Origin of the sequence: Exiguobacterium sp. s6, from assembly GCF_018618155.1 — a bacterium.
Classification (GTDB): Bacteria; Bacillota; Bacilli; order Exiguobacteriales; family Exiguobacteriaceae; genus Exiguobacterium; species Exiguobacterium mexicanum_A.
In genome coordinates this window covers 1,670,249-1,695,050 of the sequence record NZ_JACSLN010000001.1, presented here as the reverse complement: position 1 = coordinate 1,695,050, position 24,802 = coordinate 1,670,249, and the positions used below count along the sequence as shown (strand labels likewise).

General features: G+C 54.8%; 26 protein-coding genes, 1 pseudogene and 1 riboswitch. Of the genes and pseudogenes, 25 read left to right on the top strand and 2 right to left on the bottom strand.

What is annotated here, in order from left to right; genetic code table 11:
* Positions 1-6: 6 nt before the first annotated feature.
* The 14 genes and pseudogenes from gmk to KNP75_RS08720 all read left to right on the top strand — a co-directional run bounded on the left by gmk (position 7) and on the right by KNP75_RS08720 (position 13,878).
* Positions 7-654: a guanylate kinase gene (gene gmk / locus KNP75_RS08780; protein ID WP_052090097.1), complete on the top strand. Its 648-nt coding sequence runs from the start codon at positions 7-9 to the stop codon at positions 652-654.
* The gene (gene rpoZ / locus KNP75_RS08775; RefSeq protein WP_034777123.1) at positions 654-863 is read left to right on the top strand and encodes a DNA-directed RNA polymerase subunit omega; all 210 of its coding nucleotides are present in this window, start codon (positions 654-656) and stop codon (positions 861-863) included. The genes gmk and rpoZ overlap by 1 nt, the downstream gene beginning before the upstream one ends.
* A 59-nt stretch (positions 864-922) precedes the next feature.
* Complete coding sequence (gene coaBC, locus KNP75_RS08770) at positions 923-2,113, top strand: bifunctional phosphopantothenoylcysteine decarboxylase/phosphopantothenate--cysteine ligase CoaBC (protein WP_215190228.1); 1,191 nt, start codon at positions 923-925, stop codon at positions 2,111-2,113.
* Complete coding sequence (gene priA / locus KNP75_RS08765) at positions 2,110-4,434, top strand: primosomal protein N' (RefSeq protein ID WP_215190227.1); 2,325 nt, start codon at positions 2,110-2,112, stop codon at positions 4,432-4,434. Before coaBC ends, priA begins: the two co-directional genes overlap by 4 nt.
* A gap of 11 nt (positions 4,435-4,445) precedes the next feature.
* Positions 4,446-4,877: pseudogene (gene def / locus KNP75_RS15830) on the top strand (peptide deformylase); the annotation flags it as partial.
* A 39-nt stretch (positions 4,878-4,916) separates the two neighbouring features.
* Positions 4,917-5,831, top strand: coding sequence for a methionyl-tRNA formyltransferase (gene fmt / locus KNP75_RS08760; RefSeq protein ID WP_308162237.1), 915 nt, complete (start codon positions 4,917-4,919; stop codon positions 5,829-5,831).
* A 1-nt stretch (position 5,832) separates the two neighbouring features.
* Positions 5,833-7,161: a 16S rRNA (cytosine(967)-C(5))-methyltransferase RsmB gene (rsmB, locus tag KNP75_RS08755; protein WP_034777128.1), complete on the top strand. Its 1,329-nt coding sequence runs from the start codon at positions 5,833-5,835 to the stop codon at positions 7,159-7,161.
* 2 nt (positions 7,162-7,163) lie between these two features.
* A complete protein-coding gene (gene rlmN, locus KNP75_RS08750; RefSeq protein WP_034777130.1) occupies positions 7,164-8,249 on the top strand; it encodes a dual-specificity RNA methyltransferase RlmN in 1,086 nt (361 codons plus the stop codon).
* 8 nt (positions 8,250-8,257) lie between these two features.
* Positions 8,258-8,992, top strand: coding sequence for a Stp1/IreP family PP2C-type Ser/Thr phosphatase (locus tag KNP75_RS08745; RefSeq protein WP_034777132.1), 735 nt, complete (start codon positions 8,258-8,260; stop codon positions 8,990-8,992).
* Positions 8,993-8,997: 5 nt separating this feature from the next.
* Positions 8,998-10,935, top strand: coding sequence for a Stk1 family PASTA domain-containing Ser/Thr kinase (pknB, locus tag KNP75_RS08740; RefSeq protein ID WP_214752682.1), 1,938 nt, complete (start codon positions 8,998-9,000; stop codon positions 10,933-10,935).
* 44 nt (positions 10,936-10,979) lie between these two features.
* Positions 10,980-11,864 (top strand): ribosome small subunit-dependent GTPase A, encoded by an 885-nt coding sequence (gene rsgA, locus KNP75_RS08735; protein WP_215190226.1) that lies wholly within the window; start codon positions 10,980-10,982, stop codon positions 11,862-11,864.
* 1 nt (position 11,865) lies between these two features.
* Positions 11,866-12,522 (top strand): ribulose-phosphate 3-epimerase, encoded by a 657-nt coding sequence (gene rpe, locus KNP75_RS08730; RefSeq protein ID WP_034777139.1) that lies wholly within the window; start codon positions 11,866-11,868, stop codon positions 12,520-12,522.
* Between the two features lie 19 nt (positions 12,523-12,541).
* Positions 12,542-12,642: riboswitch (TPP riboswitch) on the top strand.
* 76 nt (positions 12,643-12,718) lie between these two features.
* Positions 12,719-13,291, top strand: coding sequence for an energy-coupled thiamine transporter ThiT (gene thiT, locus KNP75_RS08725; RefSeq protein ID WP_034777141.1), 573 nt, complete (start codon positions 12,719-12,721; stop codon positions 13,289-13,291).
* Complete coding sequence (locus KNP75_RS08720) at positions 13,291-13,878, top strand: thiamine diphosphokinase (protein WP_215190225.1); 588 nt, start codon at positions 13,291-13,293, stop codon at positions 13,876-13,878. Before thiT ends, KNP75_RS08720 begins: the two co-directional genes overlap by 1 nt.
* A 59-nt stretch (positions 13,879-13,937) precedes the next feature.
* Here the strand turns inward: KNP75_RS08720 and rpmB are convergent, their stop codons facing one another.
* Positions 13,938-14,126, bottom strand: a complete 189-nt coding sequence (gene rpmB / locus KNP75_RS08715; protein ID WP_015881349.1) for a 50S ribosomal protein L28 — start codon at positions 14,124-14,126, stop codon at positions 13,938-13,940.
* Positions 14,127-14,379: 253 nt separating this feature from the next.
* Between rpmB and KNP75_RS08710 the strand changes: the two genes are divergently transcribed.
* From KNP75_RS08710 to rnc, 11 genes are all read left to right on the top strand, one after another.
* Positions 14,380-14,742, top strand: coding sequence for an Asp23/Gls24 family envelope stress response protein (locus KNP75_RS08710; RefSeq protein ID WP_016509701.1), 363 nt, complete (start codon positions 14,380-14,382; stop codon positions 14,740-14,742).
* Between the two features lie 22 nt (positions 14,743-14,764).
* Positions 14,765-16,447 carry a DAK2 domain-containing protein gene (locus tag KNP75_RS08705; protein ID WP_034777143.1) on the top strand — a complete coding sequence of 561 codons (1,683 nt, stop codon included), beginning with the start codon at positions 14,765-14,767 and terminating at the stop codon, positions 16,445-16,447.
* 63 nt (positions 16,448-16,510) lie between these two features.
* Positions 16,511-17,173, top strand: a complete 663-nt coding sequence (gene sdaAB / locus KNP75_RS08700; protein WP_215190224.1) for an L-serine ammonia-lyase, iron-sulfur-dependent subunit beta — start codon at positions 16,511-16,513, stop codon at positions 17,171-17,173.
* A 12-nt stretch (positions 17,174-17,185) separates the two neighbouring features.
* Positions 17,186-18,073 carry an L-serine ammonia-lyase, iron-sulfur-dependent, subunit alpha gene (sdaAA, locus tag KNP75_RS08695; protein WP_034777145.1) on the top strand — a complete coding sequence of 296 codons (888 nt, stop codon included), beginning with the start codon at positions 17,186-17,188 and terminating at the stop codon, positions 18,071-18,073.
* A complete protein-coding gene (recG, locus tag KNP75_RS08690; protein ID WP_138859622.1) occupies positions 18,060-20,090 on the top strand; it encodes an ATP-dependent DNA helicase RecG in 2,031 nt (676 codons plus the stop codon). Before sdaAA ends, recG begins: the two co-directional genes overlap by 14 nt.
* A gap of 92 nt (positions 20,091-20,182) precedes the next feature.
* Positions 20,183-20,752, top strand: coding sequence for a transcription factor FapR (gene fapR / locus KNP75_RS08685; RefSeq protein WP_021067087.1), 570 nt, complete (start codon positions 20,183-20,185; stop codon positions 20,750-20,752).
* The gene (plsX, locus tag KNP75_RS08680; protein ID WP_034777147.1) at positions 20,749-21,738 is read left to right on the top strand and encodes a phosphate acyltransferase PlsX; all 990 of its coding nucleotides are present in this window, start codon (positions 20,749-20,751) and stop codon (positions 21,736-21,738) included. The genes fapR and plsX overlap by 4 nt, the downstream gene beginning before the upstream one ends.
* 18 nt (positions 21,739-21,756) lie before the next feature.
* Positions 21,757-22,677, top strand: a complete 921-nt coding sequence (fabD, locus tag KNP75_RS08675; protein WP_034777148.1) for an ACP S-malonyltransferase — start codon at positions 21,757-21,759, stop codon at positions 22,675-22,677.
* Complete coding sequence (gene fabG, locus KNP75_RS08670) at positions 22,670-23,410, top strand: 3-oxoacyl-[acyl-carrier-protein] reductase (RefSeq protein ID WP_034777149.1); 741 nt, start codon at positions 22,670-22,672, stop codon at positions 23,408-23,410. Before fabD ends, fabG begins: the two co-directional genes overlap by 8 nt.
* Before the next feature lie 59 nt (positions 23,411-23,469).
* The gene (gene acpP, locus KNP75_RS08665; protein WP_021067091.1) at positions 23,470-23,709 is read left to right on the top strand and encodes an acyl carrier protein; all 240 of its coding nucleotides are present in this window, start codon (positions 23,470-23,472) and stop codon (positions 23,707-23,709) included.
* Between the two features lie 58 nt (positions 23,710-23,767).
* Positions 23,768-24,547, top strand: a complete 780-nt coding sequence (gene rnc / locus KNP75_RS08660) for a ribonuclease III (RefSeq protein WP_138859619.1) — start codon at positions 23,768-23,770, stop codon at positions 24,545-24,547.
* 46 nt (positions 24,548-24,593) lie between these two features.
* Here the strand turns inward: rnc and KNP75_RS08655 are convergent, their stop codons facing one another.
* Positions 24,594-24,788, bottom strand: coding sequence for a DUF1128 family protein (locus KNP75_RS08655; RefSeq protein WP_021067093.1), 195 nt, complete (start codon positions 24,786-24,788; stop codon positions 24,594-24,596).
* Positions 24,789-24,802: the final 14 nt, after the last annotated feature.

Below are 24,802 nucleotides of genomic sequence, written 5' to 3'. Positions count from 1 at the left end.
AATGTGATGTTAGAAGATGGAGGTCTTGCAGTGAATTTTAAAGAACGAGGATTATTAATCGTCTTGTCTGGCCCGAGTGGCGTCGGTAAAGGGACAGTGTGCCGCGTGCTCCGTGAGGAAGAGGACAACAACCTTCAATATTCGGTCTCGGCGACGACCCGGAAACCGCGTGAAGGGGAAGTGGAAGGCGTGCATTACTTCTTTAAGACGAGAGAACAATTTGAAGACATGATCGAGCACGATCAATTGCTCGAACACGCTGAATTTGTCGGCAACTATTATGGGACACCGGTCGAATGGGTTCGTGAGACACTCGAGAGCGGAAGAGACGTCATCCTTGAGATTGAAGTCCAAGGTGCTTTCCAAGTGAAAGAGCGTTTCCCGGAAGCGGTCTTTTTATTCTTGGCTCCGCCAAGCTTGCAAGAACTACGCAACCGCTTAGTCGGTCGAGGTACGGAATCGGAAGATGTGATCAAGCAACGCTTGCTCGTCGCCCGGGAAGAAATTGAATTGATGGATGCATACGATTACGTCGTTACGAATGATGAAGTGGACAAAGCGATTGATCGTATCAAAGCGATCGTGACGGCCGAACATTGTAAACGTGAACGTGTCGCATCTCTCTATAAAAAAGCCATGATGGAGGTCATTTAATGTTATACCCTTCGATTGATGCCTTACAACGTATCATCCCGTCGAAATACACGATCGTGACGGTGGCCGCGAAGCGGGCCCGCCAAATCCAGGACGGAAAAGCAGCGAAAATCGCCGTGCCAAAATCGTATAAGCCGGTCGGTCAAGCGCTAGAAGAAATATTCTCGGGTGACACGACAATCATCACGAACGAAAAAAACAACGGATGAATTGTGACCCAAGTCGGATGCGACTTGGGTCTCATTGTCTATAAGGGGGAGAAATGTGAATGTTGAACGATCGGAATATCTTGCTTTGTGTGAGCGGCGGGATCGCGGCGTATAAGGCGTGCGCGCTCACTTCGAAACTCGTCCAGGCCGGTGCGAACGTGCGCGTGGCGATGACCGCCTCAGCCGAGGAGTTCGTCGGGAAAGCGACGTTTCAGGCGCTCAGCCGCAATCCGGTATACACCGACGTGTTCGAGGAACACGACCCGACCAAAATCGCCCACATCGACGTCGTCGACACGAGTGATTTGATCGTCGTCGCACCTGCCACGGCGAACATGATCGCGAAACTCGCGGCCGGTATTGCCGACGACTTCATCACGACCTCGATTTTAGCGGCGAAATGCCCGGTCATCGTCTCACCGGCGATGAACGTCAATATGCTCGAACATCCGGCCACACGCCGCAATATCGAAACGCTCAAAACGTTCGGTTATCAAATCATCGAGCCCGGTGTCGGCAACCTCGCCTGCGGCTGGGTCGGCGGGGGACGTCTGCCGGAACCGGAAGACCTCGTCCGGATTATCGAGAGCCAGTTCGTCCCGAAACATCTGCTCGGGAAGCAAGTATTGATCACGGCGGGGCCGACGGTCGAACGCATCGACCCGGTCCGTTTCTTATCGAACGACTCGTCAGGCAAGATGGGCGTCGCGCTCGCCGAGGCGGCCCGCGATATGGGTGCCTTCGTCACGCTCGTCCATGGTCCGCTGCAAGTACCCGTACCGGACGGTGTGACCGCCATCGCCGTCGAATCCGGGAAAGATATGCTCGAGACGGTGCTCGCACGCTTCGATGACCAAGATCTCGTCATCAAATCGGCAGCCGTCGCCGACTATCGTCCGAAGACGGTCCACACCGAGAAACACAAAAAAGTACACGGGCCGTTGACGATCGAGCTTGAAGAGACGACCGATATCTTGAAGACACTCGGTGAGAAGAAGACGCATCAGCTCCTCGTCGGTTTTGCGGCCGAGACGGAGAACCTCGAGCAACATGCACGCGATAAAATCGCCCGTAAGCGGGTCGACTACCTCGTCGCGAATGATGTGTCGCAGCCGGATATCGGTTTCCGCTCTGACGACAACGAGGTCATGTTGTTCCGGGCGGATGGGGCGCATGTCCGCTTGCCTCGTCAAAGCAAACGCGAGCTCGCCGTCGAGTTGCTCACCCACTTTAAGGAAGATTTACGATGATCGCCCACGTCCACGTCGACGCCCCGGTCATCACGATCGACCGTCCGTTCGATTATGAGGTCCCATCCCAGTTCGAGACATTGATCGAGCCGGGCATGCGCGTCTCGGTCCCGTTCGGCTCACGACGCCTGCTCGGGATTGTGACGGGTGTCTCGGAAGGGACGCGTGAAGGCTTGAAGCCACTTGAAGCCCTGTTAGATGAAGAATCTTCTCTGACGGACGAGTTGCTCGACTTATCGACACACGTGAAAGAGACGACGCTCTGCTTCCGGTCGTCGGCGCTTCTCGCGATGCTGCCGGCGGCGCTGAAAGTGAGCTACGACAAAGAGATTAAAGGCGAGACGCTACCGGACGGCGTCCGGGCCGGTACCCATCTTTCGGAGTACCCGAAAGAGACGCAGTCCATCATCTTGGCGCTCGCCAAAAAAGGGGACATCTTGCTCGCGCCGGTGTTAAAAGAGAAACGGACGGTCAAGACGGACCTCGTCATCGAACTGATTGATGCGACTCTCATCCCGGCCCGTGCGAAGAAACAACAAGAAGCGATTCAGTTGCTAAAGGACGTACCGCGCATGTATTGGTCGTCGTTACGTCAAATCGGGCTATCGCGCGCCCAACTGCAAAAAATGGAGTCGCTCGGTGCCGTCAAAGTGACCGAGGTCGAACTGAATCGCGACCCGTATGCCACGATCGAACAGGTCGTTGAGACGGTCCAATTGAACGAGAGTCAAGCGACGGCCGTTCATGCCATCCGTGACGCGGAAGCCGGGGAGACGTTGCTCCTGCATGGGGTCACCGGCAGTGGGAAGACAGAAGTCTATCTCGAAGCGATTGGTCAAGTCGTCGATGAAGGCAAACAGGCGATTTTGCTCGTGCCAGAGATTTCGCTCACGCCGATGATGGTGAAACGGTTCAAGCGCCGTTTCGGCGACCGGGTCGCTGTGCTTCATAGCGCCTTGTCGCAAGGGGAAAAATATGACGAATGGCGGAAAATCAAACGGCGTGAAGTCGATGTCGTCGTCGGGGCACGCTCGGCCATCTTCGCCCCGCTTGAGAACATCGGCCTGCTCATCTTAGATGAAGAGCATGAGACGACGTACAAGCAAGAAGAGAACCCGCGCTATCATGCGCGTGACGTTGCGATTTGGCGGGCCCGTTACCACGGTTGCCCGGTCGTCCTTGGTAGTGCGACCCCGTCACTCGAGTCTTACGCCCGCGCTCAAAAAGGCGTCTATCGCTATCTGCAATTGAGTGAGCGGTACGGGGGTGAGATGCCGCCGGTCCATATTATCGATATGCGACGTGAACTCGCCAAAGGCAACACGACGATGTTCTCAGAAGATTTATTTGTCGCCATCAACGACCGCATCGCCAAAAAAGAACAGTGTGTCATCTTGCTCAACCGTCGTGGCTTCACGACGTTCGTCATGTGCCGCGACTGCGGGGAAGGACTCACATGTCCGCACTGCGCCGTCAACTTGACGTATCACCAACACGGTGACCGGCTCAAATGCCACTACTGCGGCTATGAGATTGGGATGCCATCAAAATGTCCGACATGTGACAGCAAGAAAATCAAACAGTTCGGCACCGGTACGCAAAAGATTGAGACCGAGCTGTTGAACCGCATTCCCGAGGTGCGGATCATCCGGATGGACCAAGACACGACGTCCCGAAAAGGGTCGCACGAGCAACTGTTGAAACGCTTCGAGGATGGAGAGGCCGACATACTGCTCGGCACCCAAATGATTGCCAAAGGACTCGACTTCCCGAACGTCACGCTCGTCGGGGTGCTCGCGGCGGATGCAACACTCGGCATGCCCGATTTCCGGGCGACCGAGCGCACGTTCCAGCTCGTCACCCAAGTCGCGGGCCGGGCCGGTCGAGGAAGTCTACCAGGTGAGGCATACGTGCAGACATACAATCCCGACCATTACGTCATCGAGACGGCGAGCGAGCACGACTATGAATCCTTTTTCGCTCGTGAGATGCAGTTGCGCCAAGTCGGCAACCATCCACCGTATTGGTACGTCACGCTCGTCACGTTCGCGGCCGAAAGTCCGCTCGTCGCCCAAGCCGAGGCCGAGCTGTTCGCCTCTGATTTCGTCGAGGCGCATGTGGCCCAGTCACGGCTGAATGGACCGATGCCGGCACCGTTGTCTAAACTAAAGAACTTGTTCCGCTATCAGTTGTTCATCAAAACGAAACATCCTGAGGCGCTATATCCGGTCCTCGCCGCGTTGCAACAGGCACGCGCGAAGGCGATCAGTAAAAAAGAGTATCAATTGAGTATCGACGTAAACCCATACGTATTCATGTGAGGTGGAACCAGATGTATAAAGTAGTAGAAATTCCAAATGAAATTTTACGGGTCACGTGTGATCCGGTGACGAAATTTGATAAAAAGTTGCGTCAGACGGTCGACCGACTGTTCGACACGATGTACGAATATGACGGCGTCGGCGTGGCCGCCCCGCAGGTCAACTTGAATCAACGGCTCGCCGTCGTCCATACGGATGATGAGACGGGACCGCTCGTGTTGATCAATCCAGAGATCATCGAGACGTCGGGAAGCGAGGTCGGCCTTGAAGGGTGCTTGAGCATCCCGGGAGAGTTCGGATTCGTCGAACGGCATGAGACGATCGTCGTCAAGACGCAGGATTTGAAGGGCCGCTACCAACAAGTGAAGGCGAGCGGCTTCTTCGCCCGGGCGATTCAACATGAGATCGATCATCTCGACGGGGTGTTGTTCACGGACAAACTCGCCGTGCCGGAAAAAGGGACGGATCAACGCATCGTCTTCATGGGCACTCCGACGTTTGCCGTATCCGTACTTGAGCGCTTGCTCGAAGAAGGATACAATGTCGTAGGTGTCGTCTCGCAACCGGACAAGCCGGTCGGACGAAAACGCGAACTGAAACCGACGCCGGTGAAAGAGTGTGCCCTGCGTCACAACATCCCGGTGTTACAGCCTGAAAAGGTGCGCACCGATTATGCGGACATCTTGGCACTTGAACCGGATTTGATCGTGACGGCGGCGTACGGTCAAATTGTTCCGACCGAACTGTTAGAAGCGCCGAAACATGGAGCCATCAACGTCCATGCCTCGCTCTTGCCGAAACATCGGGGTGGTGCTCCAATCCATCAAGCCATCCTCGACGGAGACAAAGAGACGGGCGTCACGATCATGTACATGGTCGATAAGCTCGATGCCGGCGATATGATTGCCAACACGGTCGTACCAATCGAAGAATTGGACACGGTCGGTACGTTGTTCGACAAGCTCGCGGTCGCAGGGTCTGACTTGTTGATCAAGACGCTTCCTGCTTTCCTTGCTGGTTGGATTGAAGCCGTGCCGCAGGACGAGCGTGACGTCACGTTCGCACCGAACATCAGCCGGGAGCGGGAACAGATTGACTGGACCCGTTCCGGCACAGACATTTATAACCATATCAGAGGGATGAATCCGTTCCCGACGGCGTATACGACGATTGCGGGTGAACGGGTCAAACTGTTCTTCGGGTCGAAGACGTCAGGGACGGGTGAACCGGGAACGATTGTACGGCTTGAAGAGGATGGGTTTGTCGTCGCGACAGGCGACGCGGTCGCTATCAAAGTGATCGATTTGCAACCATCTGGTAAAAAACGAATGGACGGGGCCACATTTATGCGTGGGGCCGGCCAAAAGTTACAAGTCGGCGATCGACTAGGAGGATAATATGAACGTACGAGTTGCAGCGCTTGATACGCTAATCAAAATCGAACAAGGCGGCGCCTATTCGACGATTGCGGTCAACGACCTGTTGAAACAAAAAAAATTAGCGACGAAAGACGTCGGCCTCTACACGGAGCTCGTCTACGGGACGCTCGGTCGGAAACGGACGCTCGATTATATTTTAGAGAAGCGGGTCCAAAACCCGAAAAAATTGGACAAATTTGTCTTGCCGCTCTTGCGTATGAGCGTCTATCAACTGTTTTATCTCGACAAGATCCCGGATCGGGCCGTGTTGCATGAAGCGGTTGAAATCGCGAAAAAACGGGGTCATTCGGGAACCGGCAAGTTCGTCAATGGCGTCTTGCGCAACGTCGTCCGGGATGGGTTCCCGGATTTGAGCACGCTGCCAGACGCTGAACGGATTGCCATCGAACATAGCCATCCTGATTGGCTCGTCGCCGAATGGGTGGAGACGTATGGTGTCGAAGCGACCGAGGCGATGTGTAAATTGAACAACGAACCGGCGCCGGTCACAGTCCGGGTCAACCGCCAACGTGTCACCGTTGACGAGATGATTGAACGGCTCGCTGAAGTCGATGTCGTCGCCACGCGGTCGGAACTGTCAGCGGACGGGCTCGTCATCGAGTCCGGAAACGTTCACGCGACGGCGTTCATCGACATGGGCTTGTTGTCGATTCAAGATGAGAGCTCGATGATCGTCGCCGATGCGCTTCAAGCCGCGAAGACAGAACGCGTGCTCGACGCTTGTGCCGCCCCGGGCGGGAAAGCGATGCATACGGCCGAACGCATGGACGGCGGAACGCTCGTCGCGCTCGACTTGCATCCGCATAAAGCGAAGTTGATTGAACGACAAGCGAAGCGTCTGCATATCGATGGAGTGACCGCACTTGCCCTCGATGCCCGTCAGGCCGGTGACAAGTTTGAACCGGAGAGCTTCGATCGGATTTTGCTCGATGTCCCATGTTCAGGACTCGGCGTCATCCGCCGCAAGCCCGATATCAAATGGACAAAAGACAAATCTGCTCTCGCCGGACTGCCGAAAGTCCAGCGTGAAATCATCGACGCCGTCTTGCCACTCCTCAAACGAGGTGGTACGCTAGTGTACTCGACATGTACGATCGACCCGTCTGAGAATGAGCAGCAGGCCGATTACATTTTGTCGAACGGATTGACGTGGGATGAGACACTCCAAGACCGTCTTCCCCAAGTATTGCGCCCGATGGTGTCATCGGACCGCGCTGAACTCAAATTACTCCCGACGACGTTCGGGACGGACGGTTTCTATATCGCCGCATTCAAGAAAGAGGTATAAACATGAATCCAAAAGCAGTTGAAAAAAATCCATTGGTCGGTGCCAAGCCGTCACTCTATTCCCTCACGTATTCAGAACTCGAACAGTGGCTCATTGAAGCAGGAGAAAAATCGTTCCGCGCGAAACAGTTATATGACTGGATGTACGTCAAGCGTGTGACATCGTTCGACGATATGACGAACGTCTCTAAACCGCTCCGCGAGAAATTAGACGCGGCGTTCCAATTGACGACGTTGAAAGAACTCGTCCGTCAAGAATCACAGGACGGCACGATCAAGTTCTTGTTCGAGCTTCAAGACGGTTATTCGATCGAGACGGTGCTCATGCGTCACGAGTACGGCAACTCGGTCTGTGTCACGACACAAGTCGGCTGCCGGATTGGTTGCACATTCTGTGCCTCGACACTCGGTGGTTTGAAACGTAACTTAGAAGCCGGTGAAATCACGGCGCAAGTCCTCGACGTCCAACGCGCGCTCGACGCGAGCGGAGAGCGAGTCGACTCGATCGTCGTCATGGGTATCGGCGAACCGTTCGATAACTACGACGAATTGATGCGCTTCTTGCGCACGGTCAACCACGATGACGGCTTGAACATCGGTTCACGCCATATTACGGTGTCGACGAGTGGGATCGTACCGAAGATTTACAAGTTCGCCGATGAAGGGATGCGCATCAACTTCGCCATTTCGCTTCACGCGCCGACGACAGAGATTCGGACTCGTCTCATGCCGATCAACCGTGCCTACAACTTGGATAAGTTGATGGAAGCCGTCAACTACTATACAGAGAAGAGTGGTCGCCGCATCACGTTCGAATACGGTTTATTCGGTGGTGTCAACGATACGGAAGAACACGCCCATCAGTTGGCGGACTTGTTGAAAGGCGTCAAATGTCACGTCAACTTGATTCCAGTCAACCACGTGCTCGAGCGCGACTACGTCCGCACACCACGTAAACAAATTTTTGCCTTTGAAAAAGTGCTCAAAGACCGAAAAGTGAACGTGACGATTCGTCGCGAACAAGGTTCGGATATCGATGCGGCTTGTGGGCAGCTTCGAGCGAAGGAGCGCGAACAAGAAACGAGGTAATCAGGAAGATGGAATTAGCATACCGAACCGACCGGGGGCAAGTGAGAGCGCAAAACGAGGATGCCGTCTTGATTTTAGGGGACGAGCACGCCGGGATCGCACTCGTGGCCGACGGTATGGGAGGGCATGAAGCCGGGGAGGTCGCGAGTCAGCTCGTCATCGAGCAGTTTCGTCGTGCCTTCCCGACGCTTCCGGCCTCACCGATGGAGATGGAGAATTGGTTTCGCCACAACGTGGAACTGGCCAATGAGCAAGTGCTCGACTTCTCGAAACAAGCGAACCTGCTCATGATGGGGACGACGATCGCCGGTGTCTGCTGGCACGACGAGACGATCGTCATCGTCCACGTCGGGGATAGTCGTGTGTATGCCTTGCGTGACGATAAACTTCAGCAGTTGACAGAAGACCATTCCTACGTGAACGTGTTGAAGCAGCTCGGGGAGTTGACCGAGGAAGAAATGCGCGTCCACCCGAAACGTAATATCATCACCCGTGCGATCGGCTCGAAAGAGCATGTCGAACCTGATCTGCAAGTGTTTGCCGAACCCGAGTTTGACACGATTTTAATCTGTACGGACGGCTTGACGACGCATTTGACCGATGACGAGATTAAGCAAGTCTTGGAACGTCCCGTCTCGGCGGACGTCAAGGCGGATCAATTGATCGATCGAGCCAACCGTTTGGGTGGGAGTGACAACATCACTGTTGCCCTCGTCCAGTTCACAGATAGAAAGAGAGGATGAATCCGATGCGAAGTGGAGAACGAATCAACGATCGTTATCGGATCGAACAGCAAATCGGCAGCGGCGGCATGGCAAATGTCTACCGGGCTCACGATGAGATTTTAAACCGAACCGTCGCCATCAAGGTGTTGCGATCTGAATTCTCGCATAATGAACAATTTATACGCCGGTTTGAACGAGAAGCCCATGCGGCGACGAGTCTGAACCATCCGAATATCGTCGCCATTTACGACGTCGGAGACGAACGCGACATCTATTACATCGTCATGGAACATGTCGACGGGATGACGCTGAAACAATATTTGCAAGAAGAGTACATATCTGTCGACGAGGCGCTTCGCATCATGGGACAGATTTGTGATGCGATCGACCATGCCCATGCGAATCGAATCATTCATCGGGACATCAAACCGCAAAACATGATGATTGATCAGAGCGGCAACGTCAAAGTGACGGACTTTGGGATTGCGGTGGCCATGTCGAACGCGACGCTGACCCATACGATGTCGGTCCTCGGGTCGGTCCACTACTTTTCCCCGGAGCAAGCGCGCGGAAAGTTCGCCGATGAGAAGTCAGATATTTATTCGCTCGGCGCCGTGCTCTATGAACTCGTGACCGGCCGGGTGCCGTTCATCGGCGAGACGCCGGTCGCCGTCGCGTTGCAGCATCTGCAAGACGACCCGATTCGACCGATGGATTTGAACCCGAACATCCCGCAAGCGCTCGAGAACTGTATTATGCAGGCGCTCGCGAAGTCACCGGGCGCACGTCATGCCTCGGTCGCCGCGTTCAAAAAGGATTGCATGACGTCACTTGATTCAGAACGTGCGAATGAACCGAAGCGGTCGAATGCTGAGCAAGATGCGTTTGATCAGACGCTCGTCATGGCGCCGGTCGTACCGGATGAGCCAAACGTCAAAGAGGCGCCGGAGCAACCGGTCGCAGCAAGTGAACCCGTGAAAGACAAACCGAAACGGAAGAAGAAGTGGTGGCTTTGGCTCTTGCTTGCGCTCCTGTTGATCGGTGGCGGGATTGGGGCTTACGTCATCGCTGACGAGATGTCCCGTGCCGTCGTGCCGGACGTCGTCGGCATGACGAGCGACGAGGCGACGACCGAGCTCGAAACGGCCGGTTTTGTCGTCGAGGCAACTGAACGGGCAAGTGACAACATCGCCGCTGGCGACGTCATCTCGCAGACACCGCAAGCCGGACGGAAGCCGAAACGTGGGACGACCGTGACGATTGTCGTCTCGGCCGGAAAAGAGACGGTCGAGATGCCGGATGTTGAAGGACTGTCCCAGTCGTCGGCCGAGCGGACGCTCAAAGATCTTGAGTTCACGGATATCGAGATTCAGTCGGAGGCATCCGAGACGGTCGATAGCGGGGATGTCATCTCCCAATCGATCGCCCCAGGCAACGAGGTCGTCCCATCTGAAGAGACGGTGACGCTCGTCGTCTCGACCGGCAGCAATAAAATCGAACTCGCCAACTTGGCGGGCTATACGTTCGAGGAAGCGACAACGTATGCCGAACAGAATAGCTTGAAAATCGTCAAACGTGATGAGTATTCAACGAGCGTTCCTGCGAATCAAATCATCCGTCAACTCCCGACGGCCGGTACGGCAGTCGACCCGGGGACGGAACTGACCGTCATCGTGTCACAAGGGGTCGAACCGACGGACGTCTCGATTGAACGGGAAGTCAACGTCGAAATCGAGCCGCCCGCTGAAGGCGAAGAAGCCGAGGCACTCGAAGTCGTCATTCGGACGGTCGACGCCCGTGGCGAAGTCGAGGTGTTGCGTGATAAGATAACGGAGACAACGACTTACTCGTATACGCTCGTCATCGCACCGGACGAAGTCGGAACCGCGACGATTGAAGTCGACGGCGAAGTCGTTCGCACGGATACGGTGACTTACGCACAAGCAAAAGATTCACAATGAAGAGGTGGCGTGCGCGTCGCCTCTTTTTCTAAGGAGGGAATGGAATGAAAGGTACGATTATTCGATTACAAGGCGGGTTTTATGACGTCATGACGGAAGAGAAACAAGAGATCCGTTGTCGCGCCCGCGGCAATTTCCGCAACCGGAACATCTCGCCGGTCGTCGGTGACGATGTCGACATCCAAGACCAAGGGGATGGTACCGGTTATATATTGGCTGTTGACGAGCGGTCGAACCATCTCGTCCGCCCGCCGATCGCCAACATCGATCAAGCGTTCTTGTTATTCTCGGTAAAAGAGCCGGCGTTCTCGTTCCATCTGCTCGACCGTTTCCTCGTCTTGATCGAGTCGAAGCAAGTCCATCCGATTATCGTTTTGACGAAAATGGATTTGTTGACGGAGGCGGAACGGAAAACGATTCACGAAGCAGCGGCTTTATATCGTTCCATCGGCTATGAGGTCATCGAGACGTCGACCGAGGACGGGTCGGGAATCGAAAAAATCCGCGGGTCGTTTAAGGAGAAGACGAGTGTATTCGCCGGACAGACCGGGGTCGGCAAGAGTTCGCTCTTGAACGCGGTCGCACCTGAGCTTGAACTTGCGACCGGGAAAATCTCGAAATCACTCGGGCGCGGTAAGCACACGACGCGTCACGTCACGCTGATCACGCTCGCTGACGGGCTCGTGGCCGATACGCCTGGTTTCTCGAGCCTCGAGTTCCCAGAAGAACTCGAAGTCGAAGAGATGCGCTGGTGTTTCCCTGAGTTCGTCGAGCGGCATGATGACTGTAAATTCCGCGGTTGTGCCCATTTGAACGAACCAGGTTGTGCCGTCAAAGCGGCCGTCGAAGCTGGAGAAATCGCTTCCACCCGCTATGAGAATTATGTTACGTTTATGGCAGAGTTAAACGATAGACAACGGAGGTACTGACATGATTAAAATTGCACCATCGATTTTAGCGGCGGACTTCGCCAATTTAGAGGCAGAAGTGAAGGCGGTCCAAGAGGCCGGAGCGGATTACATCCATTTTGACGTCATGGACGGTCAATTCGTCCCGAACATTTCAATCGGCCTACCGGTGTTAGCGAGCTTACGGAAGAAGTCGGACATGGTGTTAGACGTTCATTTGATGATCGACCAGCCCGAACGGTTCGTCGAAGATTTCATCAAGGCCGGGGCGGATATCGTCACGGTTCACGTTGAAGCGACGAATCATTTGCATCGCGTGTTGCAACAAATCAAAGCGGCCGGCGCCAAGTGTGGTGTCGTCTTGAATCCGCATACGCCGCTGTCATCGATTGAACACGTGCTCGGTGACGTCGACATGGTGCTCCTCATGACGGTGAACCCTGGTTTTGGGGGCCAGGCATTCATCGAATCGGTCGTCCCGAAAATCGCGGCGCTGAGCGAGATGCGCCAAGCGCGTCGTCTCGACTTTGAAATCGAGATTGACGGCGGTGTCAACGCAGAGACGGCGAAATTATGCATCGACGCTGGCGCTGATGTGCTCGTGGCTGGTTCAGCCATCTATAACGAGCCGAGCTATAAAGACGCAATCGATAGCATTCGTCACGCTTCTCGTGTATAATCGTCGATAGAACAACAAATATTGTCGCAAGGGGTGTCACATTCTGTGGCTGAGAGGCATTTGCTAACCCTTTGAACCTGTTCCGTTCACACGGACGTAGGGATGTGGCGAAAATGCACGTTGCTACTGGATAGCAGCATGGCGTTTACGTCATGCTGCTTTTTGTCGTTCGCTCATATAATAAGGAGGGAATAAGATGAAACAACGTTTAAAACTACAGGCGCTCATTGAAATCTCATTGTTCGCCGCACTCGGCTTGATCTTTGATTTGCTCATCCCGTTCCGGATGCCGCAGGGCGGATCGATCAGCCTGGCGATGTTGCCGATCTTTGTGATGGCGTACCGCCATGGATTAAAAGGCGGACTGGCGACAGGAGCGCTCGTCGGAACGCTGCAACTGCTGTTCGGGGCTTACATCTTCACACCGGTCCAGTTCCTGCTCGACTACACGTTCGCTTACGGTGTCGTCGGGATGGCCGGACTGTTCGCTGGTCAAGTGAAACGGGCCGCCAAGGACGAGGCGAAAAAGACGCTCGTCGTCTACTTGGTGCTCGGGGCGCTCCTCGGTTCACTGCTTCGCTACGGCGCCCACGTCTTATCAGGGATCGTCTTCTTCGCCGAGTACGCGGAAGGGCCGGTCGTCGCCTATTCGTTTGCTTATAATATGACGTATATGTTGCCGTCCTTCCTCGTGTCGGCCGTCGTCCTCGTTCTCTTGTTCGTCTCGGCACCACGTTTCGCCACGCTCGCGACCCGGGGTCTCCGCTAATGCGGGTGTTGATTGTGGCGGCCAGCCCGGAACCAATCTCGGGACTCCCGCGTGACGTCGATTACATCATCGGCGTCGACGGGGGGTACGAGACACTGTTGAACCAAGGGCTGAACCCGGATCTCGTCGTCGGCGATTTCGATTCCTTCACGGGCGAAGTGCCGATTGACGCCGTCCGTTACCCATCTGAAAAAGACGTGACCGACCTCGAGATCGCGCTCGAGGCGGCCCGTGGACACGGGGCGACGGAGATGCTTGTGTACGGCGCTCTCGGTGGACGCCTCGACATGACGCTCGGCAATATTGGGCTGCTCGAGGCATATCCAGAGATGCGTTTGTTCACGGCCGGGCAAACCGTTCGTCTTGTTGGAGCTGGGCGTCACGAGCTCCCACGTCAAGCCGATCATTATTTGTCGCTCATCCCGTGGAAGCGGGCGAACGTGTCAATCCGCGGCGTCAAATATCCGCTCGACCGTCACGATGTCGTCAGCCATGAGGCGCTCACGATTTCGAACGAGTGGGCCGGTGAGGCGGCGGATTTGATCGTGCATGAAGGAAAGGTGCTCGTGCTGTATATCAAAAAATGAACACAAAAAAAATCCCATCGGCGAATGCCGCTGGGATTTATTTCGTTCGTGTATAAAAATTATACGCGTTCAACGAGACCTGATTTAAGAGCGCGAGCTGAAACCCAAACTCGTTTAGGTTTACCGTCAACGAGAATACGAACTTTTTGTACGTTTACACCCCAAGTGCGTTTTGTCTTGTTGAGTGCGTGCGAACGGTTGTTACCTGATTTAGGTGATTTACCTGTTACGTAGCATTTACGTGCCATGCGTTTCCCCTCCTTTTTTATGTGGGTTCGTCCTAATAGACACTCGTTTATATTAGCACGGGTTTTTTCACGATGCAACTAGAAAATCATAGGATGACAAGAAAAAAACTTGACATTACTGGAAAGGATTTTAATAATGAATGAGGGTTACGGCTACAATTGACCGAGTTTATGGAGCAGGTTCTTTTAATAACTAGGTACTTATTGTAGAATGTAGTGAAGGAATCATTCCGAATGAAGGAGGCTACTCCATATGGCAATTGAAATGAAGACAACATATGGCAATATTGACATCACGAACGACGTGGTCGCAACACTAGCAGGCGGTGCGGCGATGGAATGTTTCGGCGTTGTGGGAATGGCGTCTCAAGCTCAATTGAAAGACGGGATTGCAGAACTATTGAAGCGTGAAAACTACGCCCGAGGCGTGGTCGTACGTCAAGATGGAGAAGACGTACATATCGACATGCACATCATTGTGAGCTACGGGACGAAAGTGTCGGAAGTCGCATATAACGTGCAAAGCCGTGTAAAATACACGCTCGGTGAAACTTTAGGATTAAACGTTTCGTCGGTAAACATATTCGTACAAGGCGTTCGTCTGACGAATGACTGACGAGAACGAAGGAGGATTTGGTGTGGGTTTAAAACGTTTAGATGGATTGGTGTTCGCGAACATGGTCGCGAACGGTGCAGCCAACTTGAGCCAGAATGCGGATTATGTAGATTCGCTTAACGTCTTCCCGGTGCCGGATGGCGACACGGGGACGAACATGAATTTGACGATGACATCGGGTGCGAAGGAAGTGGCCGCACTCAACACGGCAAATATCGCTGACGTCTCATCGAAGTTTGCACGTGGTCTCTTGATGGGGGCACGCGGGAACTCCGGTGTTATTTTAAGCCAATTGTTCCGTGGCTTCGGTAAAGCGATCGAAGGAAAGACCGAAGTGTCGACAGTCGATTTCGCCGAGGCATTGAAACGTGGTGTCGACACGGCATACAAGGCGGTTATGAAACCGGTTGAAGGAACGATTTTGACGGTTGCTCGTGAAGCGGCCGACGAAGCGCTCCGTGCTTCAGAGTCGACGAGCGACTTCAACGAGTTCATGGAACGTGTGATCGTGGAAGCGAAAGCTTCACTCGAGCGGACGCCGGACTTATTGCCGGTCTTGAAAGAAGTCGGCGTCGTCGATTCGGGCGGCCAAGGCTTGCTCGTCATTTATGAAGGGTTCCTTGCGAGCCTCGAAGGAAAAGAGCTCGAGAAGCCACATGCACCGGTCATGGATGCGCTCATCGAAGCCGAACATCATGCCCACGCCGCGCAAGGATTCATGTCGACCGAAGACATCGAGTTCGGTTATTGCACGGAAATCATGGTTCGTTTCCAAGATGCGAAGTTGAAGGATGCCCCGTTCAACGAGGACGCGTTCCGCAACGAACTGTCTGAACTCGGGGACTCACTCCTCGTCGTCGCAGATGAAGAGTTGCTTAAAGTTCACGTTCACGTCGAGACGCCAGGCGACGTCATCACGAAAGGACAGCGTTACGGTGAACTCGTCGCTGTCAAAATCGAGAATATGCGTCAACAGCACTCGACCATTTTAGAAGAAGAGCACGGCGCGAACCAACATGGCGTCCAACCGACGGCTCCGAAGGCGAAAGCACCGTATGCAATCGTCACGGTCGCCATGGGTGAAGGCGTCAGCGACTTGTTCCGTTCACTCGGTGCGGCTCACGTCATCGAAGGCGGTCAGACGATGAACCCGTCGACGGAAGATATCGTCAAGGCGATCGAAGCGGCCAACGCGGACCATGTCTTCATCTTCCCGAACAACTCGAACATCATCATGGCTGCCGAACAAGCGGCATCGGTCGCACCTTGCGGCGTCTCGGTCATTCCGACGAAGACTGTGCCACAAGGACTTGCGGCAGCGATCGCGTTCAACCCGGAAGCCGATGTGGAGACGAACGAAAGCGTCATGAAGACGGCGGCTAGTACCGTCAAGTCTGGTCAAGTGACGTATGCGGTTCGTGATACGAGCATCGACGGTGTCGAGATTCGTAAAGACGACCACATGGCGATCGCCGAGAAGAAAATCGTCGCCTCATCGGCCTCGAGCCTCGAAGCGGCGAAGAAATTAGTCGACGCCCTCGTCGATGCAGACGACGAGATCATCACGATCTTGACGGGCGAAGGTTCGTCAGCAGAAGACGTGGAGGCACTCTCGGCGTACATCGAGTCGAAGAACGACGAGATCGAAATCGAGGTTCATGACGGGAAACAACCGCTCTACTCCTACATTTTTAGTGTGGAATAAGCTGTAACTCAGCCCTACCTTCTGTATAATGAAGGTAGGGTTTTTTTGAAAGGGGGAAATGCGATGAAATATCGCAGTGTGTTTGATATCATCGGACCGGTCATGGTCGGTCCATCGAGTTCGCATACGGCGGGCGCCGCCCGCATCGGTCTCATGGCCGGAAAACTGTTTGGACGGACACCGCGGCTCGCGCACATCACGTTTTATGGTTCGTTCGCCGATACGTATCGGGGACACGGGACAGATGTGGCCATCGTCGGTGGCATCATGGGCTTCGATACGTTCGACTTACGGATCCCGCAAGCGCTCGATCTCGCGAAAGAACGCGACATCGAGGTCGTCTTTGAGACGAGCGATGCGCTGACGGATCATCCGAACACGGCCCGTGTCCGCCTAGAAGACGAGGACGGCACGTTTGAGATCGTCGGGATTTCAATCGGCGGCGGGACGATCGAGATCACCGAGTTGAACGGATTCCCGCTCAAATTGTCGGGCGGCGGGCCGGCACTCGTCGTCTTGCACCACGATCGCTTCGGGGCAATCGCGGCCGTGACGGGTATTTTGGCCAGACATGAGTTGAACATCGGCCATATGGAAGTGAGCCGTCATGAGAAAGGCAAGCAAGCGCTCATGGCGATCGAGATTGATGATCATTTGTCAAAAGACGTGTTAGCGGAAATCGAGCGGTTACCTCAAATCGAGCGGGTAGCCATCTTTGGGGAATAAGGAGACACCAATATGTTTAAATCAGTAGAAGAATTAGTCAGAACGGCAACGGAACGAGGGATTCCGATCTCAGAAGTGATGATCGAGCAAGAAGTGCACGTCAGACGCTCGACGCGTGAAGACGTCGTCGGCATGATGGAACGCAACCTCGAGGTGATGGAAGAAGCGGTTGCGCGGGCACTCGAAGGCGTGACGTCCGTGACGGGGTTGACGGGGAATGACGCCGTGCTCATGACCGACTATATCCGCTCGGGCAAGTCGCTCGCTGGGGATTTGATTTTAGACGCGGTCGCCAAAGCGATCGGGACGAATGAAGTCAACGCGGCGATGGGACGCATCTGTGCGACCCCGACGGCTGGAAGCGCCGGTGTCGTACCGGGTACGTTGTTTGCGGTCAAAGAACGTCTGGAAATGGACCGCGAGGCAATGGTCCGGTACTTGTTCACGTCTGGTGCGTTCGGGTTCGTCGTCGCCAACAACGCCTCGATTTCAGGGGCGGCCGGTGGTTGTCAGGCGGAAGTCGGTTCGGCGACCGGAATGGCCGCGGCGGCCATCGTCGAAGCAGCCGGTGGGACGCCGGAACAATCGGCGACGGCGTTTGCGATCGCCTTGAAAAACATGCTCGGTCTCGTCTGTGACCCGGTGGCGGGTCTCGTCGAAGTGCCGTGTGTCAAACGGAACGCCATGGGTGGAGCGAACGCGATTGTCGCGGCCGATATGGCCCTCGCTGGTATCACGTCTCGCATCCCTTGTGACGAGGTCATCTCGGCGATGCATGAGATCGGCCAGATGATGCCGACCGCGTTGAAAGAGACAGCCCGCGGCGGACTTGCCAATACGCCGACGGCCCGCCGTCTCGAACGAAACATCTTTGGAGAGAAAGAAAATGTCGAGAAGTGAGGCGCTGACGACGCTCAAAGGGGTCGGGCCAGAGATGGCCAAAAAATTAGAGACGATGGGTCTCGAACGAATCGAGGACGTGCTGGAGCACGTCCCGTTTCGTTATGAAAATTATAATAGCGGCACGGTGACGACGGCCATCCACGGCGACCTCGTCAAATGGAGCGGTACCGTCCAAGCGGAACCGCTCGTCCGTTATTACAGTAAAGGCAAGAACCGGCTCCAATTTCGGCTATTGCTCGAGGAACGCTACGTCGTCCACGTGACGATGTTCAACCGGGCGTTCTATAAAGACAAGCTCACGCTCGGCGCCACCGTGACGGTCAAAGGGAAATGGGACATGAACCGGATGACGATCAGCGCGACCGACCTCGAGTTCGGTGAACTGTCGGACGGGCTGCAACCGATTTATTCGCTTCGGGCCGGGTTGACCCAGAAGAACTTCAGCCGGATCGTCAAGCTTGCGTTTGAACAGACGACCTCGTTCGAGGACCGCCTGCCGGAATTGATTCGGCAACGCTATCGTCTCGAGGACCGGGAGGCGATGTTAAAAGGGATGCATTTCCCTGATTCGGTCGAGACGTACAAACAGGCACGCCGCAGTTACGTCTATGAAGAATGTCTGCTCTATCAATTGAAGCTTCAGGCGTTCCGGAAGATGGAACGGTCGGGTAAAGGCCGTGCCCTCACGCTCGATAAGCCTCAATTGAACGAATTCGTCAAACAACTTGCGTTTCCGTTGACCGGGGCGCAGACGCGTGTCATCCGGGAAATCGTCGGGGATTTAGAAGTGCCAGAACGAATGAATCGGTTGCTACAAGGGGATGTCGGGAGCGGAAAGACAGTCGTTGCCGCGATCGCCTTGTATGCGACGGTGAGCGCCGGCTATCAAGGGGCGCTCATGGTCCCGACCGAAATTTTGGCTGAACAGCATCTCGCCTCGCTTCAAGCGCTGTTTGAGCCGTACGGGATTCGAGTCGGTTTATTGACGAGTTCGGTCAAAGGCAAGGCCCGTACTGAGTTGCTTCAGGCCATCAAAGCGGGGGACGTCGATATCATCGTCGGGACGCACGCCTTGATCCAAGGGCCGGTCGAGTTCTCGCGCCTACATTTAGCCATCACCGACGAGCAACACCGGTTCGGAGTCGAACAGCGCAAGATGCTCCGTGACAAGGCGGAGCTCGCCGACGTGCTCTATATGACGGCGACACCGATTCCACGGACGCTCGCCATCAGTGCTTTCGGCGAGATGGACGTTTCGACGATCGATGAGATGCCGGCCGGCCGGAAACCGATCGAGACGTATTGGGCCAAGACCGACCAAATCGATCGGGTCCACGCGATGGTCGACCGTGAACTGACGCTTGGACGCCAAGCTTACGTGATTGCCCCGCTCATCGAGGAATCGGACACGCTCGAGGTCGAGAGTGCGACTGCGCTCTACGAAGTGTTGCGGGAACGTTTCCCCAACTACGCGGTCGGTCTCATGCACGGAAAACTGTCGAGCACCGAGAAAGATGACGTGATGAAGGCGTTCGCCAGCAATGCCCTCCAAATCCTCGTCTCGACGACGGTTGTCGAGGTCGGCGTGAACGTCCCGAACGCCTCGCTGATCATCATCCATGATGCGGAGCGGTTCGGCTTGGCGCAACTACACCAGTTGCGCGGACGCGTCGGTCGAGGCGCCGACCAATCTTATTGTATATTGGTAGGGGACCCGAAGTCCGATGTCGGCAAACTTCGTTTGAAGACGATGACGGAGACGAACGATGGATTCGTCTTGGCCGAGAAAGACTTGGAATTGCGCGGGGCCGGTGATTTCTTTGGGACGGCCCAAAGCGGTCTTCCGAGCTTCCGCGTCGCCGATCCCGTACTTGATTTAAAAGTGATGGAGGTAGCGATGCAAGACGCGGTTCGTCTGCTCGGCAGCGAGGCGTTTTGGAATGAAGCGACGTATGCGCCGCTCCGTCAATACTTGAAGCGACTCGACTTACTCGTCGGGAGCCGCTTGGAATGAGAAACAACACTTGAAAATACAATCTAAAGAATATATACTGCTATTAGTACCAGGTATTAAGTTCTTTAGCATAGAGTTTAGGAGGGAACTGAATGCGGGTACCTAAGAAAGAGCGGCAACGCTTATTGCAAGAAACGATTGATCGTAACCCGTTCATCAAAGACGAAGAGCTGTCGAAGCAGTTCGCCGTCAGTATTCAAACGATTCGTCTCGATCGGATGGAGTTGAAAATTCCGGAAGTGAGAGAACGGATTAAGCATGTAGCCTCAGAACACCTCGATGAAGTGAAGTCGCTCGCCATGAGCGAGGTCATCGGTGATATGATTGACTTGAAGCTCGATGAATCGGCCATCTCGGTTCTCGACATTGAGAGAGAACACGTCTTTAGCCGCAACGAGATCGCCCGGGGACATGTATTGTTCGCCCAGGCCAACTCGTTAGCGGTGGCGCTCATCAATGATGAATTGGCGTTGACCACTAAAGCGGACATCCGCTTCAGTCGCCAAGTCCATCTTGGAGAGCGAGTCGTTGCCAAGGCTCGTGTGATCAAACTGCGTCGGGACGGAAGAACGGACGTCACAGTGGATAGTTATGTCGGCGAAGAGTGTGTCTTTAGCGGAGACTTCACGATTTATCGTCGCGGTGAGGAGGAACAGGCATGAAATTAGCAATTGATGCAATGGGCGGGGATCACGCCCCGAAAGCGATCGTGGAAGGCGTCAAGCAGTTTGCCGACGCATTCCCGAACGAATCGATGGAACTGTTTTTAGTCGGAGATGAGGTCAAACTCGCTTCGTACGGGTTGACCGACCCGCGAATCAAAATCGTTCCAGCGAGCGAAGTCATCACCGGGGACGACGAACCGGTCCGAGCCGTCCGTCGCAAAAAGGACAGCTCACTCGTCGTGGCGGCCAAACTCGTCAAAGACGGAGAGGCCGACGCACTCGTCTCGGCTGGGAATACCGGTGCTCTCATGGCGGCGTCACTGTTCGTCATCGGACGGATCCCAGGAATCGAGCGCCCCGCGTTGTCACCTACGTTCCCTACATATACGGGTAGCGGTGTCGTCATTTTAGACGTCGGGGCCAACCCGGACGCGAAGGCCGAGCACTTGGTCGACTATGCGATCATGGGCTCGCTCTATGCCGAGCACGTTCGCGGCGTCAAACGTCCGCGGGTCGCGCTACTGAACATCGGGACCGAGGCTGGGAAAGGAAACGCCCTCACGAAAGAGGCGTACCCCCTCCTTGAACAAGCCCCGGTCCACTTTGTCGGCAACGTGGAAGCGCGCGAGGCGATGTCCGGTGATGTCGATGTCATCGTCACGGAAGGGTTCGCCGGAAACATCTTGCTCAAAGGTGTCGAAGGTTCGTCGTCGATGCTCATGAAGATGATGAAAGAGCAGTTCACGAGCGATCTCGTCTCGAAGCTCGCCGCTCTCGTCTTAAAACCGAAGTTGAAGCGATTGAAACAAACATTAGATTATCGGGAACACGGTGGGGCCGGCTTGTTCGGAATCAACGCCCCGGTCATTAAAGCACACGGTTCGAGCGACGCGCTCGCCATCATGAGCGCGCTCAAACAGGCGAAAATCATGGTCGATCACGACGTCGTCGCGAAAATCAAACAAGCAAAAGCCACAAACTAATTCAAAGAAGGTGAGTACATGGGGAAAACAGCATGGGTATTTCCGGGACAAGGGTCACAAGCCGTCGGCATGGGCCAAACGTTCCTCGACAATCCTGAACAACTGCAAGCGATCAACCGTCGCCTCGGATTTGATTTACTCGACGCCATGGCGGCAGGATCAAAAGAAGAGCTTCAACGGACAGAAGTGGCCCAACCGGCCATCGTGGCGCATGCGGCATCACTCGCACAAGCTCACGCCAAAACGGGGGCGACTCCAGACTTGGTGATCGGTCACAGCGTCGGAGAATATGCGGCACTCGTCGTCGCCGGCGTCATCGACTTGGAAGAAGCGAGCGTGCTCGTCCACGAACGCGGCAAGCTCATGTCAGAAGTGAAGGATGGGACGATGGCAGCCGTCATCGGTATGACCGATGTCGACGAAGCGTTCCATGTGACGGAGAAAATCAGTGCTAGCGGGAACCTTGTACAAATCGCCAACTACAACTGTCCGGGTCAGTTCGTCATCTCGGGGCATGTCGATGCGGTCAAACAGGCCGAAACAGACTTGAAAGAAGCGGGCGCGAAACGCGTCTTGCCGCTGAACGTCTCAGGGGCGTTTCACAGCTCCTACATGATGCCGGCCGCGACGCGGTTCAAAGATGTGCTCGCTTCTTCGCCGTTCAAACCGGCGGCGATTGGGATCATTTCCAACGTCGATGCGGATGTCCATACCGACCCGGAAAAATTGAAAGCACTTCTCACCGAGCAATTGTACGCCTCGGTCCGATTCGAAGCGTGTGTCCGCAAAGCGATCGACGCTGGCGTCGACACGTTCATCGAGTTCGGTCCGACGTCACCGCTGTCAGGTCTTATCAAACGGATCGATTCGAAAGTGACGATCAAACAGGCGACGACGCTCGAAGAGGTGGCCGCGTTAGGAGGAGAAGTACGTGCATGACCAAGTAGCAATCGTGACAGGCGCATCTCGAGGAATCGGGGCCGCCATCGCGAAGCGTTTAGGGGAGGACGGCTTTCGGGTCGTCGTGAATTACTCGGGTAGTGTTGAGAAAGCGAACGCCGTCGTCAGCGAGATCGAAGCGAACGGTGGCGAGGCCATCGCCGTCAAAGCCGACGTCTCGAACAGTGATGATGTGAAAGCACTCATCAAGACGGCGGTCGACACGTACGGCCGCATCGATTGTCTCGTCAACAATGCAGGCATCACGCGGGACGGTCTGCTTATGCGCATGAAGGAAGCTGACTTTGACGATGTCCTGTCGACAAACTTGAAAGGTGCGTTCTTGACGTCGCAAGCCGCGACGCGGACGCTCTTGAAATCGAAGGCGGGCCGCATCATCAATATCGCTTCGGTCGTCGGGATCACGGGGAATGCCGGTCAGGCGAACTACGCGGCGGCGAAAGCGGGGCTCATCGGGCTGACGAAGTCGGTCGCGCGTGAACTCGCCGGACGTCACGTGACGGTGAACGCCGTCTGTCCTGGTTTCATCCAGACGGACATGACTGACGCGTTGACAGATGCGCAACGCGAGGCGACGCTCGGTCAAATCCCGTTCAATCGCTTCGGTCAGGTCGAAGATGTGGCGAACCTCGTCTCATTCCTCGCCTCTCACCAAGCGGCTTACGTGACGGGTCAGACGATCGCCGTTGACGGCGGCATGACGATGGCTTAAAATCAGAACTTTACCAATCGAAACACATTTTATATACTTTAATTTGGAGGGATTTTATCATGACAACAGAACAAATCTTAGTAGACGTACAAGCAGCAGTGGCAGAGAAACTCGGGAAAGATGTATCTGAGATCACAGCCGACAAATCATTCAAGGATGACCTCGGTGCGGATTCGCTCGAAGTAATGGAAATGGTCATGGACCTTGAAGACAAGTTCGATATCACAATCGAAGACGAAGATGCTGAGAAGCTCGCGACTGTTGGCGACGTCGTCGCTTACATCGAAACTAAATTGTAATCAAGCCTCCCACCGCTCGTCATGAGCGGTGGGCTTGTGCTTATACACGGAGGGAATTATGACAAAGGACAAGCGACGGTTTGACCGTCAAGGGTCGGCGCAACGGCGTCGGCGAAATGAGCTCGAGCGGTCACGGATTCTCGAGCAGTTTAAAGTACTTGAAGAACGGCTGTCGGTTCGATTCACGAACCAAGACCTATTGATGCAAGCGTTCACCCACTCCTCATACGTCAACGAACAACGCGGTCTGAAAAAAGACAATGAGCGCTTAGAGTTTCTAGGCGACGCGGTGCTCGAGTTGACGGTGTCTCGGTTTTTGTATGAGACGTATCCGGAGCGCTCCGAGGGGGAATTAACGAAGTTGCGGGCGGCCATCGTCTGTGAGCCATCACTCGTCAACTTTGCGGAAGCCTATGCTTTCTCTGATTTTATCTTGCTTGGGAAAGGCGAAGAGTTGACCGGCGGACGCAAGCGTCCGGCGCTACTCGCGGATGTGTTCGAGTCATACATCGGCGCGCTCTATCTGGACCAAGGGATTGAACCAGTCGAACAGTTCCTCGCCGAAGCGGTTTTTCCGAAAGTCTTGGCCGGTGTGTTTGAAGAACAGACCGATTATAAGAGTCAGCTCCAAGAAAGCGTCCAGCGAGAAGGTCTCGGGCCTGTCTCGTACACGATTATCGAAGAGCGTGGTCCGGCCCATAGCCGGGAGTTCGTCGCCCATGCCCGTCTGTCAGACGATATCGTCGGCGAAGGCATCGGCCGATCGAAGAAAGAAGCCGAGCAACTCGCGGCGAAAGAAGCGTTGATTGAATTCAACCGGCAGTACGCCGGCCTATAAGAAAAGGAGTGGACCTCAATGGGTCCACTCCTTTTCTGTCATCTCATCACGTCAATTGTCCGAGTTCTTCGACAATCCCATCCACTTCAGAGATCGACAGCGATGAGCGGTTCATCACGTAGTCGTAAATCTCTTTGACGGCCGAGGCGTCGGCACGGTTATATTCTTCCGCTTTGATGGCGCCGCGGTTGATGATGTTCATTTTGTCGAGAATTTCCTCAATCATTTGTTCGTTAGTCATCGGTCGTACCCCTT